Origin of the sequence: Neotamlana laminarinivorans, assembly GCF_020523925.1 — a bacterium.
Classification (GTDB): domain Bacteria; phylum Bacteroidota; class Bacteroidia; order Flavobacteriales; family Flavobacteriaceae; genus Neotamlana; species Neotamlana laminarinivorans.
In genome coordinates, this window is the sequence record NZ_JAJAPW010000003.1 from 26,410 (window position 1) to 42,467 (window position 16,058).

Annotated in this window: 11 protein-coding genes and 1 tRNA gene; 9 read left to right on the forward strand and 3 right to left on the reverse strand. The window is 33.3% G+C overall.

Annotation, left to right across the window (positions count from 1 at the left end):
* Positions 1-2 precede the first annotated feature (2 nt).
* Positions 3-776, reverse strand: a complete 774-nt coding sequence (locus LG649_RS06900) for a hypothetical protein (protein WP_226542642.1) — start codon at positions 774-776, stop codon at positions 3-5.
* Positions 777-938: 162 nt separating this feature from the next.
* Here LG649_RS06900 and LG649_RS06905 point away from each other — a divergent pair, with 162 nt between their 5' ends.
* From LG649_RS06905 to LG649_RS06915, 3 genes are all read left to right on the forward strand, one after another.
* Positions 939-1,808 carry a GLPGLI family protein gene (locus LG649_RS06905; RefSeq protein WP_226542644.1) on the forward strand — a complete coding sequence of 290 codons (870 nt, stop codon included), beginning with the start codon at positions 939-941 and terminating at the stop codon, positions 1,806-1,808.
* Positions 1,809-1,835: 27 nt separating this feature from the next.
* A complete protein-coding gene (locus LG649_RS06910) occupies positions 1,836-4,607 on the forward strand; it encodes a carboxypeptidase regulatory-like domain-containing protein (RefSeq protein ID WP_226542646.1) in 2,772 nt (923 codons plus the stop codon).
* 149 nt (positions 4,608-4,756) lie between these two features.
* Positions 4,757-4,838: transfer RNA gene (locus LG649_RS06915), tRNA-Tyr, on the forward strand.
* Between the two features lie 209 nt (positions 4,839-5,047).
* Here the strand turns inward: LG649_RS06915 and LG649_RS06920 are convergent.
* Positions 5,048-5,281, reverse strand: coding sequence for a PID-CTERM protein-sorting domain-containing protein (locus LG649_RS06920; RefSeq protein ID WP_226542648.1), 234 nt, complete (start codon positions 5,279-5,281; stop codon positions 5,048-5,050).
* A gap of 101 nt (positions 5,282-5,382) precedes the next feature.
* Positions 5,383-6,636, reverse strand: coding sequence for a methionine adenosyltransferase (gene metK / locus LG649_RS06925; RefSeq protein WP_226542650.1), 1,254 nt, complete (start codon positions 6,634-6,636; stop codon positions 5,383-5,385).
* Between the two features lie 644 nt (positions 6,637-7,280).
* On the opposite strand from metK, the gene ilvD reads away from it, so the two are divergent.
* The 6 genes from ilvD (at position 7,281) to LG649_RS06955 (ending at position 15,933) form a co-directional block, all read left to right on the forward strand.
* On the forward strand, positions 7,281-8,966 hold the full coding sequence (ilvD, locus tag LG649_RS06930; protein ID WP_226542652.1) for a dihydroxy-acid dehydratase: 1,686 nt from the start codon (positions 7,281-7,283) through the stop codon (positions 8,964-8,966).
* Between the two features lie 56 nt (positions 8,967-9,022).
* The gene (gene ilvB, locus LG649_RS06935; protein ID WP_226542654.1) at positions 9,023-10,756 is read left to right on the forward strand and encodes a biosynthetic-type acetolactate synthase large subunit; all 1,734 of its coding nucleotides are present in this window, start codon (positions 9,023-9,025) and stop codon (positions 10,754-10,756) included.
* A gap of 12 nt (positions 10,757-10,768) precedes the next feature.
* Positions 10,769-11,299: an acetolactate synthase small subunit gene (ilvN, locus tag LG649_RS06940; protein ID WP_226542656.1), complete on the forward strand. Its 531-nt coding sequence runs from the start codon at positions 10,769-10,771 to the stop codon at positions 11,297-11,299.
* A 27-nt stretch (positions 11,300-11,326) separates the two neighbouring features.
* Positions 11,327-12,802, forward strand: a complete 1,476-nt coding sequence (gene ilvC / locus LG649_RS06945; protein WP_226542658.1) for a ketol-acid reductoisomerase — start codon at positions 11,327-11,329, stop codon at positions 12,800-12,802.
* Between the two features lie 99 nt (positions 12,803-12,901).
* Complete coding sequence (ilvA, locus tag LG649_RS06950; RefSeq protein WP_226542660.1) at positions 12,902-14,164, forward strand: threonine ammonia-lyase IlvA; 1,263 nt, start codon at positions 12,902-12,904, stop codon at positions 14,162-14,164.
* A 176-nt stretch (positions 14,165-14,340) separates the two neighbouring features.
* Entirely contained in the window at positions 14,341-15,933 is a 1,593-nt protein-coding gene (locus LG649_RS06955; protein WP_226542662.1) for an NADP-dependent glyceraldehyde-3-phosphate dehydrogenase, read from the forward strand.
* Positions 15,934-16,058: the final 125 nt, after the last annotated feature.

The window sequence follows — 16,058 nt, forward strand, 5'->3', positions numbered from 1 at the left end:
GATTAAATTTTTAATTGGAATTCTTGCAAGCTATTAAGGGTGTAAATATACAAGGTTTCGTTGGTTACAAAAAACTGTTTTATATTTAAATTTGGAGTTGTTATCGGTGTGGGATTATTACTATTTTCTTTTAAGTAAAATAGGCCATTTTTTGTTTTTAAAATAACACTTTCGTTATTTATGGCCATTGCAGTGTAACCTTGGTTTTTAATTTTTTTTACTAAACTACCAAAGTATGTATAAACATATAAATAATGCTTTGTTAAAAGCCAACAATAATTATAATTACTTTTTAAATCAAGTATTTCGCCTGTAACAGGTGCTGTTTGTGCTTTTGTTGTGTTGGTTTTATAATTAAATAATTCAAGCTTTTGTAATTCTTGATTAAATATCCAAATTGAATTATCAAACCCCATAGAAGCATACGATACCATTTTATAAGGGTGTATGTTGTTAAAGTCTATTTTATAAATTTCTGCAAGCCTATTGTCTAAAATAATTACCGTATTAAAATCTTTATAAAATAAATTAATTTTTAAAGGATTAAAGGAGTTTGCAGATTGTAAGTCTCCTAATTGTATGTTGTTGTATGATAGGATATTGTCTTTGCTTTTCTTATAAAAAACATTGTCTTTACTAAAAAAAATAGTGCCAAAATTATCTATTCCAAAAATAGAATCTGCGTCAAAAGGTGTTTGCTTAATTATTTTAGAATTAATATTCTGAGCAAAAACTGAAAAAGAAAAGAGAATAAGAATGTAAAAACAGTGTTTCATGATAAAGGTTTGTAAAGTACAAAATGATATAAACTTTTAAAATTTAAGTTTATTAATTTTTTAAGAATCATTTAACGTTTTAAGGTTAAACTAAAATCAAGAACAAAAGTCTAACAAAGCAAACACATATTTAAATTTACGCCGTAATTAACACGCGATTTTATGAAACTTAATTTACAAAAAACACTAATTGCCAGTTTAGCGCTACTGGTTTCTTTATGCTCTTGGGCACAAACCGATTTTCAAGGTGTGGCGCATTACATGTCTAAAACTTCAATAAATACCGAAAATTTTGGTCGTCCGGATATGAGTGAGGAACAAAAAAAGCGTATTGCAGAGCGCATGAAGAGTATGTTTGAAAAAACATACACACTTACATTCAATCAAACAGAGTCATTATACAAAGAAGATGAAACGCTTGAGGCTCCTGGGCAAGACCAAGGTCGTAGAGGTTTTGGAGCAATGATGAGTAGTAGTTTTACAGGTGGTCCAGAATATAAAAATGTAAAAACAAACCAATTATTACAAGAACAAGAGTTTTTTGGGAAACAGTTTTTAGTAAAAGATACATTACCAAAATACGAATGGCAAATGACGGGTGAAACCAAACAAATTGGTCAATACACATGTTTTAAGGCAACAGCTACAATTAAGTCTACAGCTGTAGGGTTTGAAGATTTTAGACCGCCAAGAAGAGAAGAAGGAGAAGAAGCTAAAGAAGAAGAAACAAAACCTAAAGAACCTAAAAGTGTCGATATAGTTGCTTGGTATACAATGCAAATACCAGTAAATCAAGGTCCTGCAGATTATTGGGGTTTGCCGGGTTTAATACTAGAAGTTAATGCAGGTAAAACAACCATTTTATGTACTAAAATTGTAGTAAACCCAGAAGAGAAAACTACGATTAAAGAACCTAAAAAAGGTAAAGAAGTTAGTAAAGAAGAATATAACGAAATTGTTAAAAAGAAAACTGAAGAAATGCGTAACAATTTTAGAAACCGAAGAAACGGACCTGGAGGAAACAGACGTTAATTTGCCCAATTTTAATTATAATTTTTTATGAAGTTAAAAATTACGCTCTTGCTTGTTTTGTTAACAAGCTTAGCAACTTATGCCCAAATTAAACTAGAAGGTGTTGTAACAGATAGTATTGGTAACCCTTTAGAATTGGCAAATATTGTAGCTATAAACCAAACAACAAATGTGCTTGACGGGTATAGTATTACTACAGAAAAAGGGTTTTATAGGATTACTTTAAAAGAAAATACAGCCTATAAATTACAGGTAACTTATATTGGTATGAAACCAGGTGAAAAGTTTATTGAAACTAAAACAGATAATGTTACTGAAAACTTTATTTTACAATACGATAACGCTTTAGACGCGGTTGAAATAGTGTATGAAATGCCTGTTACAGTTAAAGGAGATACCATTATTTACAATGCCGATTCTTTTAAAAATGGGTCGGAAAGAAAACTTGAAGACGTAATAGATAAGCTTCCTGGAGTAGAAATTAATGATGATGGCCAGATAGAAGTAGAAGGTACCGTAGTGCAAAAGCTAACTGTTAACGGAAAAGATTTTTTTGATGGAGATTCTAAACTCGCAACAGAAAATATACCATCTAATGCCGTAGATAAAATTGAAGTACTGCGCAATTTTTCAGAAAACTCACAATTAAAAGGTGTTGAAAATAATAGCGATAATTACGCCATAAATGTAAAACTTAAAGAAGGTAAAGAAAACTTTTGGTTTGGAGATGTAACCGTTGGTGGCGGGGTGGCGCCTTCGCCAAACGACGCTTTGTATTTAGTGCAACCTAAACTGTTTTATTACAACCCTAAGTATAGTATTAATGTAATTGGCGACCTAAATAATATTGGTGAACCAGCATTAACTAACAGAGAAGTGAGAAATTTTGGTGGTGGTTTTAGGGCGCCAAGTCGTGATAGCGGTACAAATTTAAGTTTAGGCGATAACGGCTTAAGTGGTTTAACAAGTGTTGCAAACTCACAAAAAGTAGATGCTAAATTAGCGGCAACAAACTTTAGTTATGCGCCAAGTAGTGTTTTAGATTTAAGCGGATTTGTAATTTTTAATAGTACCAAATTAAATACACGACAAGAAAGTTACATTCGTTATACCGATCCTGAATTGGGTATTCCAGATGAAGAAACCATTAACACAGGACGAGAAGCTTCAGATCAAGGTTTGGTTAAATTAAGCGCTATGTATAAGCCTAATGCAAATAACCAAATAGAATATGATGTTTTAGGAAGTCTTTCAAAAGATTCGGAAGAGCAAGTAGAAGTATCTTCAATTATAGGTGAAACAAATCAATTAGATGAAGTAACGCCATTTAGTTTAAAACAAAACTTTAAATATTTTTATACGTTAAACGAAAATAACATTTTTGCACTCGAAGCTTTACATGTTTTAAAAGATGAAGATCCGTTTTATAATGCCTATTTACAAAACGATCCAACAAATAATGATGACGATGATGATGGTGATGATGATACAGAAGAAGATGCTTATGATGAAACAGCACAACAATTAGGGTTAGATCGTAGTTTAGATTTTTATAACCTAGGGCAAAATCAATATGTAAAATCAAATCAGTTTGATGCTAAACTAGATTATTACAATATTTTAAACTCAAAAAGTAACATAAGTTTTACTTTAGGAACTATTTTTAGCAGACAAGATTATAACTCTAATATTTTTCAGTTTTTAGAAGATGGTGAAACGCTTGATGCCACACCAACAATTGTTGATACCGATGGTAATTTGTTATTAGCAGAAAACGATACACAATATAACTTTAGCGATATTTATTTAGGAACACGTTATAATTTAAAGTTAGGAAAATTTACATTTCGTCCAGGTATATCTCTGCATGCATACGGTAATCAAAACATTCAATTTGGTGAAACTTACGAAGATAACTTCTTCCGTGTTTTACCAGAATTTGAAACACGTGTACAGTTTAAAAAATCGGAGAGCCTTCAGTTTAACTATAAAATGAGTAACCAATTTACAGATGTTACAAATATTGCACGAGGCCTAGTTTTAAATAGTTTCGACAACTTATCTTATGGTAATGCTACATTACAAAATGGTTTATCGCATAATTTAACCTTGCGTTATCGTAGTTTTAATTTGTTTAATTATACTAATGTTTTTGCAGTGGTTAATTACACAAAAAATATAGACCAAATAAGGTCGTTAACAAATTTTGAAAATGTAATTACAACAAGTACTTATTTTAATTCGCAATTTGCAGACGAATCGCTTACAGCTTACGGTCGCTGGCAACGTACGTTTGGGAAAATTAGAACAGGCATAAATGCTAATTATAGTTATAGTTTGCAAAATCAATTTATTGAAAATGTGCAATCTGTAAATAAAACATTTAGCCAAACATATAGACCAGAAATACGTACTAATTTTAATTCGGCTCCAAATGTAAGTTTACGTTATAGCTATTCAATAAGCAATACAGAACAAGGAACAAGAACAACAAAAATTATAAGAAACGCACCATCAATAAATTTTGATGCTTATATATGGAAAAAAGTAACGTTTGTAACCGATTATTCATATACTAACCAAGACGTTGATGGTGAGTCGGAGTCATATCAAACTTGGGATGCCAGTTTAGCTTATAGAAATAACGAAGATTCACATTGGGAGTTCGAGGTAAAAGCTAGTAACTTACTTAATATTGATGCAAACATTAATAATAATGTAGGTACTTATTCCGTAACAAATTCTTCAACATATATTTTGCCAAGGTTTGTAACTTTTAGAGTAATTTATAGTTTGTAAAGTCTATTTTGCTAAGAGCCAGTTTTTGTTTCTCATAATAAGTATTAAATGAAAGTGTTTATAATTAAACACTTTCATTTTTATTTTAAAAAGAAGTGAAATTTTATTTTGTAGATACAAAGAACCGTAATATATTTGCGCTCGGTTTTGGGAAGATACTCAAGCGGCCAACGAGGGCAGACTGTAAATCTGCTGACTATGTCTTCGCAGGTTCGAATCCTGCTCTTCCCACAAAAAATAAAAAGTCTGCACTAAGGTGCGGACTTTTTTTGTTTAACAGTAAGCTGTTGTTTGTTTCGCTTTAAATAATGCTTAATTTGTAAGAGAATTTTTTTTGCAAGCGAAGGTTTTAACATTATAAAATAAGGTAGTACCGTATAGAAATACAAAAGGTAGACTTTTTAAAGTCTACCTTTATTTGTTATTTTTCGAATAAGCTTCTACTGCTTACGGTTTCTTAATTTTTTCACTCCGAAAAAAGTAGCACCTAAAAGTAGTGCTGCAAGTCCACCATCTATAGGAACAGAATCATTATCCGAATATCCAGGAGGAGGAGGCAGTGGTCCGGGAGTCGGTGTTTGTTGTAAACTTGAATTAGTTGCGTTAATTTCGCCAGAAATAACAAGAATAATTAATAGAACAACTGTTCTAGCAATTTTTAAAGATGACTTCATATTTTACTTATTGATTAGCTAGACTAAAATAAAAATTTAGGTCTGTAATAACGCCCTTTTATGATAACTAGCTATTATTCTCGTTCAACTGTAAATAAGGTTTAAATCTCAAAAGCCTCTTTCACCTTATCAACATAATCTAACTTTTCCCAAGTAAATAATTCAACATCTAGGGTAATGCTTTCTCCGTTTGGTTGAGAAAACGTTTTACTTACTGTTTCGTTTTTACGTCCCATGTGTCCGTATGCAGCAGTTTCGCTGTACATAGGTGAGCGTAGTTTCAAGCGTTCTTCAATAGCGAATGGTCGCATATCAAAAATTTCACTTACTTTTTGTGCAATTTCACCATCGGTCATGTTAAAAGGGCAAGTACCATAAGTGTCAATAAAAATTCCCATAGGTTCTACAACTCCAATGGCATAACTTACTTGTACTAAAACTTCATTAGCAACACCAGCAGCAACTAAGTTTTTAGCAATATGTCGTGTTGCATAAGCAGCACTTCGGTCTACTTTACTCGGGTCTTTACCAGAAAATGCACCACCACCATGAGCGCCTTTACCACCGTAAGTGTCTACAATAATTTTTCGTCCAGTTAAACCAGTATCGCCATGTGGTCCACCTATAACAAACTTGCCTGTTGGGTTAATATGGTATGTAATGTCGTTGTTAAATAAAGCCTGAGTTGCTTCTGGTAATTTCGCTACTACACGAGGTATTAATATTTCAATAATATCTCTTCTAATTTTAGTAAGCATTGCTTCATCTTCATCAAATTCGTCGTGTTGTGTAGAAACTACTATGGCATCAATACGTTGCGGAATATTATCATCACTATATTCAATAGTAACTTGACTTTTACTGTCTGGTCTTAAATAAGTAATGTCTTTGTTTTCTCTTCGTAATTCGGCAAGTTCGGTTAAAATGCGGTGCGATAAATCTAGTGCCAGTGGCATAAAATTTTCGGTTTCGTTGGTGGCGTAACCAAACATCATACCTTGGTCGCCTGCACCTTGTAATTCTTTACTACCTCGGTCTACACCTTGGTTAATTTCGTCAGATTGTTCGTGTATAGCAGATAAAACGCCACAAGAATTACCATCAAACATATATTCTCCTTTGGTATAGCCAATTTTATTAATTGTATCTCGGGCAATTTGTTGTACATCTAAATAAGTTTTCGAGCGTACTTCTCCCGCAAGCACTACTTGCCCAGTTGTTACAAGGGTTTCGCAAGCTACTTTCGAGTCTACATCAAATGCTAAAAAATTATCAATTAAAGCATCACTAATTTGGTCTGCGACCTTATCTGGGTGGCCTTCAGAAACACTTTCTGAAGTAAATAAATAAGCCATAAAATATATTTTAATAGAAATAGATTTGACGGAAAACGTCAAGGTAGTTAACACTGCCTTTAGCATTTTTATATTTATCCTGAACTTGTTTTTGGTACTTTGTTAATACCAGTGTACATTGTTCAATATAAAAAGAGGTTGCAATCAGTCAAATCTTTCCTCTGTTATTTGTGGCGCAAAAGTATAAAAATAAAAGAAAATGAAAACCATTTTTCTTTTTTTTATGAAAAAATTGAAGGTTTAAAACAAAATAAAATTTTTTTTGTAATAAGTAATGCGAAATAATACTTTAAATATCATTTCAGTAAATGTTGTTGTGATTTTTTCTCGGCGATAAGGAATGGTATTTTAATTATATAACTTTAATAAAGCCTTCCTGAAACGGAAGGTTTTTTTAAGTTTTTTTTTAAGTTTTTGAACGTCATAAAAAAATAGATTTAAAACATTACAAATCAATCATTTAACTGATTTTTTTTAATTGTGAATTTAAACTATGAAAAGATAGAAAAATAGCAAGAATAGCTTAAAAAACTAATTTCGAATCTTATTATGTCTTTTTTTAGGTGAAATTTAAGATTGAAAATCAAAAACTAAATATTTGCTAAAAAATTAAGACAAAAGATAAAATTTTCTGTAAATAAACAATGAAAGAATTAAATAAACACAGTAAACGATTAACACAAGACGAATCGCAACCCGCATCACAAGCCATGTTATACGCTGTTGGATTAACAGATGAAGACATGAACAAAGCCCAAGTGGGTATTGCTAGTACAGGTTACGATGGTAACCCATGTAACATGCATTTAAATAGGCTTAAAGATGAGGTTAAGCTAGAGTGTAAAATTGCTAACTTAGTCGGTTTAGGGTTTAACACAATAGGTGTTAGTGATGGTATTTCTATGGGGACATCAGGAATGAACTATTCTTTGGCCTCTCGTGATATTATTGCCGATTCTATTGAAACTGTAATGAATGCACAAAGTTACGATGCGTTAATTTCTATTGTTGGCTGTGATAAAAATATGCCAGGAGCTGTAATATCAATGTTGCGATTAAATCGTCCGTCTATTATGATGTATGGCGGAACTATTGCTTCTGGAAACTATAAGGGGAGAAAACTTAATATTGTCTCTGCTTTTGAAGCTTTAGGGCAAAAGGTAGCTGGTGAAATAGAAGAAGAAGAATATAGAGAAATTATTCGTCGTGCTATTCCAGGAGCAGGAGCATGTGGTGGTATGTATACTGCAAACACTATGGCTTCGGCAATAGAGTGTATGGGCTTTGCTTTACCTTATAATTCATCTATTCCTGCAGAAAATCCTAACAAATTATCGGAAAGCGAGCGCCATGCGAGAGCAATTAAAAATTTATTAGAGCTAGATTTAAAACCTTTAGATATTATTTCTAAAAAATCTATAGAAAATGCTATTGCTTTAGTAAATGCTTTAGGCGGATCAACCAATGCAGTACTTCACTTTTTAGCTATTGCGCATGCTGCAGATATAGAATTTACTTTAGAAGATTTTCAGCGTGTAAGTGACAGAACTCCTTTAATAGCAGATTTAAAACCTAGCGGAAAATACCTGATGGAAGATGTTCACGGTATTGGTGGTACACCAGCAGTAATGAAATATCTTTTAGATAATGGTTATCTGCACGGAGATTGCATGACAGTTACAGGAAAAACTTTAGCTGAAAATTTAAAAGATGTTGAGCCATTAGAGTTTGAAGAAGATAGTCAAGATGTTATTTTTCCAACAGATAAGGCTTTAAAATCTTCAGGAAACCTACAAATACTTTATGGAAACTTAGCTTCAGAAGGAGCTGTAGCAAAAATATCAGGAAAAGAAGGGTTGGTTTTTGAAGGAAAAGCTGTGGTTTACAATGGCGAACAAGCAGCAAATACAGGTATTTCTAATGGAGAAGTAGAGCGTGGCGATGTCGTCGTTATCCGCTATGTGGGTCCTAAAGGAGGTCCAGGTATGCCAGAAATGCTTAAGCCAACATCATTAATTATGGGAGCAGGTTTAGGTAAATCTGTAGCATTAATTACCGATGGACGTTTCTCTGGAGGTACTCATGGTTTTGTGGTTGGTCATATTACACCAGAAGCACAAACGGGCGGTACAATAGGTTTGTTAAAAACTGGAGACAAAATTAGAATTAGTGCAGAAGACAATTCTATTAACGTTTTAATTTCAGATGAAGAATTAGCTGAAAGAAAAGCACAATGGAAAGCTCCAGAGTTAAAACATAAAAAAGGAATTTTATATAAGTACGCAAAATCGGTAGCATCGGCTTCAAAAGGCTGTGTAACCGACGCGTAAAATAAAACGTTTTGTCATTTCTGTTTAGGCAGAAATCTCATGAATAAAAATGAGCAATGGATACACAAACAATAAAACAAAATAAGAGCGTGGCAAATAAAACAGAACGCATCACAGGAAGCGAAGCCGTTATAAGGTGCTTAATAGAAGAAGGTGTAGATGTACTTTACGGATATCCTGGAGGTGCAATTATGCCAGTTTACGACGAAATTTATAAATATCAAGGAAAAATACATCACGTACTTACGCGTCACGAACAAGGAGCAGCTCATGCAGCTCAAGGTTACGCGCGTATTTCTGGTAAAGTTGGTGTGGCTATGGCAACATCTGGACCTGGGGCTACTAATTTAGTAACCGGAATTGCAGATGCTCAAATAGATTCAACACCGTTAGTTTGTATAACAGGGCAAGTGTTTTCACACTTATTAGGTAGTGATGCTTTTCAAGAAACCGATATTGTTGGTATTTCAACACCAGTAACAAAATGGAATTGCCAAGTTACTAAAGCTTCAGAAATACCTGAAGTTTTAGCAAAAGCTTTTTACATTGCTAAAAGTGGTCGTCCAGGGCCAGTTTTAATCGATATTACTAAAGATGCTCAAGTTTCAGAACTTGATTTTCAATATAAAAAATGTACTGGTATTCGTAGTTATATTGCTGTGCCAAAAATAAAATCTGATGCCGTAAAAGCAGCTGCAGATTTAATAAATAATGCTAAAAAACCAATGATTGTTTGGGGGCAAGGTGTTATTTTAGGTGAAGCCGAAAACGAACTTAAAGCGGTTATGGAAAAAGCAGGAATTCCTTCTGCTTGGACTATTTTGGGGGCTTCTGCAATACCAACATCACATCCTTTAAATATTGGTATGGTTGGTATGCATGGTAATTATGCACCTAATAAATTAACTAACGAATGCGATGTATTAATAGCCATTGGTATGCGTTTCGACGATCGTGTTACGGGTAATTTAGCAACGTATGCAAAACAGGCTAAAATTGTACATTTCGATATAGATCCTGCAGAAATTGATAAAAATGTAAAAACCGATGTGGCTGTAATTGGCGATGCTAAAGATAGTTTAGCACAACTTTTACCACTTTTAAACGAAACAAAACATGAATCTTGGTTGCAAGAATTTAAAGACTTATATCAAATAGAGTTCGAAAAAGTTATCAAACACGATATTCATCCGGAAAAAGAAGGCTTAACAATGGGCGAGGTATTAAAACAAATTAATATCGAGTCTGAAGGTAAAGCCGCTATTGTATCAGATGTTGGTCAGCATCAAATGATTGCTTGTCGTTACGCCGATTTTAACGTTACTAAAAGTAATATTACCTCTGGTGGTTTAGGAACTATGGGGTTTGCTTTACCTGCAGCTATTGGTGCGAAAATGGCGGCGCCAGATCGTGAAGTTGTAGCCATAATTGGCGATGGTGGTTACCAAATGAATATTCAAGAGTTAGGTACCATTTTTCAGCAACAAGTACCTGTAAAAATTGTAGTGTTAAATAATGAGTTTTTAGGAATGGTGCGCCAGTGGCAACAACTGTTTTTCGATAAGCGTTATGCTTCAACCGAAATGGTAAACCCAGATTTTGTTACTATTGCCAAAGGTTATCATATTGAAGCTTGCAAAGTGGTAAAACGAGAAGAATTGGCCGATGCTGTTAAGGAAATGATTGCTTCTAAAAAATCGTATTTCTTAGAAGTGTGTGTTGAGAAAGAAGATAACGTGTTTCCAATGATTCCAACCGGAGCATCCGTTTCAGATGTTCGTTTAAGCTAAAATCTTATAAAAATGAGTGAAGATATAAAATCATATACCATTTCAATATACACCGAAAATAACATTGGGTTATTAAATCGTGTTTCGGCAATTTTTCAGCGCAGACATATCAATATAGAGAGCTTAACAACTTCACAATCTGAGATTGAAGGTGTTAATCGTTTTGTTATTGTGGTAAACATTTGCGAAAATCAGGCTAAGAAAATTGTTGGGCAATTTGAAAAACAAATAGAAGTTATTAAAGCCTATTATCATACTGAAGACGAAACTATTTTTACAGAGTCTTGTATGTTTAAAATAAAGTCTGAATTACTTTTTGAAGAACCTCAAATTCAAAATATAATTAAAGAAAGTAACACCAGAATTGTAACGGTAAACAAAGAATTTTTTGTTTTAGAAAAATCTGGACGACGTCATGAAATTGAAGCATTACGTCGCGATTTAAACGTATTTGGTATTATGCAGTTTGTGCGTTCAGGGCGCATTGCTGTAACAAAAGATGAAATGAGAATAACAGAAATGCTTGATGCATTTAATAATTAATAAATAAACAACAACTAGAAAAATAAAATGGGAAATTATTTTAACACACTATCATTAAGAGATAAAATCGATCAATTATCGAAGTGTAGATTTATGGACGCTTCAGAATTTGAAGATGGTGTAGAAGCATTAAAAGGAAAGAAAATTGTTATTGTTGGTTGCGGTGCACAAGGACTTAACCAAGGATTAAACATGAGAGATTCTGGATTAGATATTTCTTATGCCTTAAGGCCAAAAGCTATTGAAGAAAAGCGTCAGTCTTTTGTAAATGCTACAGAAAACGGGTTTACTGTTGGTACTTACGAAGAGCTAATTCCAACTGCCGATTTAGTTTTAAACTTAACTCCAGATAAGCAGCATACAAATGTTGTAAACGCTGTTATGCCTTTAATGAAAAAAGGAGCTACATTAAGCTATTCTCATGGTTTTAATATTGTTGAAGAAGGAACTCAAATTCGTGAAGATTTAACTGTAATTATGGTTGCGCCTAAGTGTCCAGGTTCAGAGGTTCGCGAAGAATATAAAAGAGGTTTTGGTGTGCCAACATTAATTGCGGTTCACCCAGAAAACGATCCAGAAGGAAAAGGTTGGGCGCAAGCTAAAGCTTATGCAGCTGCAACTGGTGGAGATAGAGCAGGTGTTTTAGAATCGTCTTTCGTTGCCGAAGTAAAAAGTGATTTAATGGGAGAGCAAACCATTTTATGTGGTTTATTACAAACAGGATCTATCCTTTGTTTCGATAAAATGATTGAAAAAGGAATTGATGCTGGTTATGCTTCTAAATTAATTCAATTTGGTTGGGAAACTATTACCGAAGGTTTAAAATACGGTGGTATTACAAACATGATGGATAGATTGTCGAACCCAGCTAAAATTAAAGCGTTTGAATTATCTGAAGAATTAAAAGATATCATGCGTCCGTTATTCCAAAAACATATGGATGATATTATGGAAGGGCGTTTCTCTAGCGGAATGATGGAAGATTGGGCAAACGGAGATGAGAAACTATTAGGATGGAGAGCTGAAACTGCTGAAACTGCATTCGAAAAAACTCCAGCTGGAGATGTTGAAATTTCTGAACAAGAATTTTACGATAACGGTGTATTAATGGTAGCTATGGTGAAAGCAGGTGTTGAATTAGCTTTTGAAGCTATGACAGATTCTGGAATCATCGACGAGTCTGCTTATTACGAGTCGTTACACGAAACCCCACTTATTGCAAACACTATTGCAAGACGTAAATTATACGAAATGAACAGTGTTATTTCTGATACTGCAGAATACGGATGTTATTTATTCGATCATGCTTGTAAGCCTTTATTAGCAGATTTCATGACTAAAATTGATACAGACGTGATTGGTAAGCCATTTGCAAAAGATAATGGTGAAGGTGTAGATAATGCTAAATTAATTGCTGTTAATAAAGCATTAAGAGAACACCCAGTTGAAAAAATTGGTGAATTCTTAAGAGCATCTATGACGGCTATGAAACCAATCGTGTAAATATAAAACACATATAGTTTTATCGAAACCTCAAGATGCATTCTTGAGGTTTCTTTTTTAATTATTATTTTCGCTTTAGTAGCATAAAACGCTTTAGATATGAGTACGGAAACCACTTATTTTCCAAGTTTAGAAAACATTAAACAAGCAGCAGCCAATATTAAAAAAGTATCGGCAATTACGCCTTTAAGTCCGAGTTTAAGATATTCAAAACAGTTTCAAGCTAATATTATGCTTAAGCGCGAGGATTTACAACAAGTACGCTCGTATAAAATTCGTGGTGCTTACAATAAAATAAGTTCATTAACCTCAGAGCAATCTAAAAATGGCGTAGTTTGTGCAAGTGCTGGTAATCATGCGCAAGGTGTGGCCTTGTCTTGTAAGTTGTTAAAAATTCATGGTACCATTTTTATGCCAGCTCCAACTCCCAAGCAAAAAGTGGAACAGGTAAAAATGTTTGGAGAAGATTTTATTGAAATTAAACTTATTGGAGATACGTTTGATGATGCTAATGCAGCAGCAACAAAAGAGTGTAACGAAAAACAAAAAACCTTTATTCATCCGTTTAACGATCCTAAGGTTATTGAAGGCCAAGGAACCATTGGGTTAGAAATTATAGAACAAGCAACACAACCAATAGATTATGTGTTTCTTGCAGTTGGAGGAGGTGGTTTAGCGTCTGGATTATCTTCAGTATTTAAAAAATTATCACCAAACACTAAAATTATAGGAGTTGAGCCTGAAGGCGCACCTTCTATGAAGACTTCTATAAAAAATAATAAAAATACCGAGTTAGATTATATAGATAAGTTTATTGATGGTGCAGCAGTAAAACGCGTTGGTGACCTAACGTTTTCTATTTGTAAAGAAAATTTGCATAACATGATAACGGTTCCGGAAGGTAAGGTTTGCGAAACTATTTTAGAGCTTTATAATAAAGACGCTATTGTTGTTGAACCTGCTGGAGCTTTAAGTATTTCTGCACTCGATTTTTATGCTGAAGAAATAAAAGATAAAAACGTAGTTTGTATTGTTAGCGGAAGCAATAACGATATAACCAGAACTCCAGAAATTAAAGAACGTGCTTTACTATATGCTAATTTAAAGCATTATTTTATAGTAAAGTTTCCACAGCGTGCTGGGGCATTACGAGAATTTGTGGTAGATATTCTTGGGCCAGAAGATGATATTACCTTTTTCGAGTATGCCAAAAAAACAAACAGAGAAAATGGTTCGGCAGTAGTTGGTATTCAATTAAAAGCTTCAAAAGATTTAGAACCACTTATTTCTAAAATGAAAAGTAGAAACTTCTATGGTGATTATTTAAACAATAAACCCGATTTATTTCAATTTTTAGTGTAATAATTAATTACAAACATTAAACATGTTTTAGCCGAAAACGTTTGCGGTTTTAAAACTTTAAGTAAATCATTTTAATCTGTTAAACTTATCCTATTTTTTAAATAACCCTTTAGTTTTTAAAGAGTTGTTTTTGTTCTTCTTCGTATATTAGTAGTAAACAATTAATCTATTTTAATATGAATATTGTAGCTACAGAAATACCAGAAGCATACAAAATTTCGTCACTGCTTCATCAAAAAACATATTTATCAAACGGAGAATTAAAAACATGGAACGGAGAAACTAGTGAGGTGTATTCTACCATTTCTTCAACCGACGATTATAAACCAACCTTATTAGGTAGTATTCCAACTTTAGGAAAAGTGGAGGCCATGGATGCGCTGGATGCTGCATTGGGAGCTTTTAATAAAGGGCAGGGTTTATGGCCAACAATGAAAGTTGAAGATCGAATAAAATGCATGGAAAAGTTTGTTGAGCAAATGAAAACCAAGCGCGAAGAGGTTGTAAAACTTTTAATGTGGGAAATCGGTAAAAATTTACCGGATTCTGAAAAGGAATTCGATAGAACGGTAGATTATATTTACGATACCATTGAAGATTATAAACAACTCGATCGAGATTCTGCAAAATTTGAAAAACACGATGGTGTTTATGCGCATATTCGTCGTGGCCCATTAGGTACGGTGTTATGTTTAGGACCTTATAATTATCCGTTAAACGAAACATTTACCTTGTTAATTCCTGCATTAATAATGGGGAATACCGTAATATTTAAGCCAGCAAAACATGGTGTTTTACTTATACATCCACTTTTAGAAGCTTTTCAAAATAGCTTTCCTAAAGGAGTTGTAAATATTATTTATGGTCGTGGTCGTGTACTAGCATCTCCAATAATGGAATCGGGTAAAATTGATGTTTTAGCATTAATAGGTAATAGTACATCGGCAAATGCTTTACAGTCTGCTCATCCAAAAGGAAACAGGTTGCGTATGGTTTTAGGTTTAGAAGCTAAAAATCCGGCAATAATTTTGCCCGATGCCGATTTAGATTTAGCAGTTAACGAGTGTATAGCAGGAACGTTGTCGTTTAACGGCCAGCGCTGTACAGCATTAAAAGTAATTTATGTTCACGAATCTGTTGCTGAAGAGTTTAATAGGCGTTTTTCATATGCAGTGGATCAATTAAAATTTGGAAATCCATGGGAACCAGGAGTGAAGTTAACTCCATTGCCAGAAAAAGATAAACCCGCTTACATTCAGGAATTAATAGACGATGCTAAACAAAACGGAGCAACTATTTTAAATGAAAAAGGAGGAGAAACTACCGAGAATTTTATTTTTCCAGCCGTGTTATATCCTGTAAATAAAAATATGCGCGTATATAAAGAAGAACAATTTGGACCTGTTGTACCTGTAATGTCGTTTAAAGACATTCAAGAACCTTTAGATGATATGGCAGAATCCGATTACGGGCAACAAGTAAGTTTGTTTGGTAAAAATGTAAATACTTTAGCACCATTAATCGATACGCTGGTAAATTTAGTATGTCGTGTAAACTTAAATAGTTCTTGTCAACGTGGTCCAGATGTGTATCCATTTACGGGGCGTAAAGATTCAGCTTATGGTACTTTAAGTGTGCATGATGCTTTGCGTTCATTTTCAATAAGAACCTTTGTAGCTTCAAAAGATAATAATTATAACAAAGCTATATTAAATGAGCTTTTAGATACAAAAGCATCAAATTTTATTAGTACAGATTACATACTTTAATCTATTTTAACATATTTAATATACAAAGTGCAATATTTTTCAATGAAAAATACTGCACTTTTTTATGTGTTTAAATATTTATTTTTGAAATTGTATATATTATGCTTTAAAATTAAAATTTTAAT

What these genes read in the sequence shown, in the direction of transcription:
- LG649_RS06900 (WP_226542642.1), bottom strand. Translation starts at nt 776, where the DNA reads ATGAAACACTGTTTTTACATTCTTATTCTCTTTTCTTTTTCAGTTTTT.
- LG649_RS06905 (WP_226542644.1), top strand. Translation starts at nt 939, where the DNA reads ATGAAACTTAATTTACAAAAAACACTAATTGCCAGTTTAGCGCTACTG.
- LG649_RS06910 (WP_226542646.1), top strand. Translation starts at nt 1,836, where the DNA reads ATGAAGTTAAAAATTACGCTCTTGCTTGTTTTGTTAACAAGCTTAGCA.
- LG649_RS06920 (WP_226542648.1), bottom strand. Translation starts at nt 5,281, where the DNA reads ATGAAGTCATCTTTAAAAATTGCTAGAACAGTTGTTCTATTAATTATT.
- metK (WP_226542650.1), bottom strand. Translation starts at nt 6,636, where the DNA reads ATGGCTTATTTATTTACTTCAGAAAGTGTTTCTGAAGGCCACCCAGAT.
- ilvD (WP_226542652.1), top strand. Translation starts at nt 7,281, where the DNA reads ATGAAAGAATTAAATAAACACAGTAAACGATTAACACAAGACGAATCG.
- ilvB (WP_226542654.1), top strand. Translation starts at nt 9,023, where the DNA reads ATGGATACACAAACAATAAAACAAAATAAGAGCGTGGCAAATAAAACA.
- ilvN (WP_226542656.1), top strand. Translation starts at nt 10,769, where the DNA reads ATGAGTGAAGATATAAAATCATATACCATTTCAATATACACCGAAAAT.
- ilvC (WP_226542658.1), top strand. Translation starts at nt 11,327, where the DNA reads ATGGGAAATTATTTTAACACACTATCATTAAGAGATAAAATCGATCAA.
- ilvA (WP_226542660.1), top strand. Translation starts at nt 12,902, where the DNA reads ATGAGTACGGAAACCACTTATTTTCCAAGTTTAGAAAACATTAAACAA.
- LG649_RS06955 (WP_226542662.1), top strand. Translation starts at nt 14,341, where the DNA reads ATGAATATTGTAGCTACAGAAATACCAGAAGCATACAAAATTTCGTCA.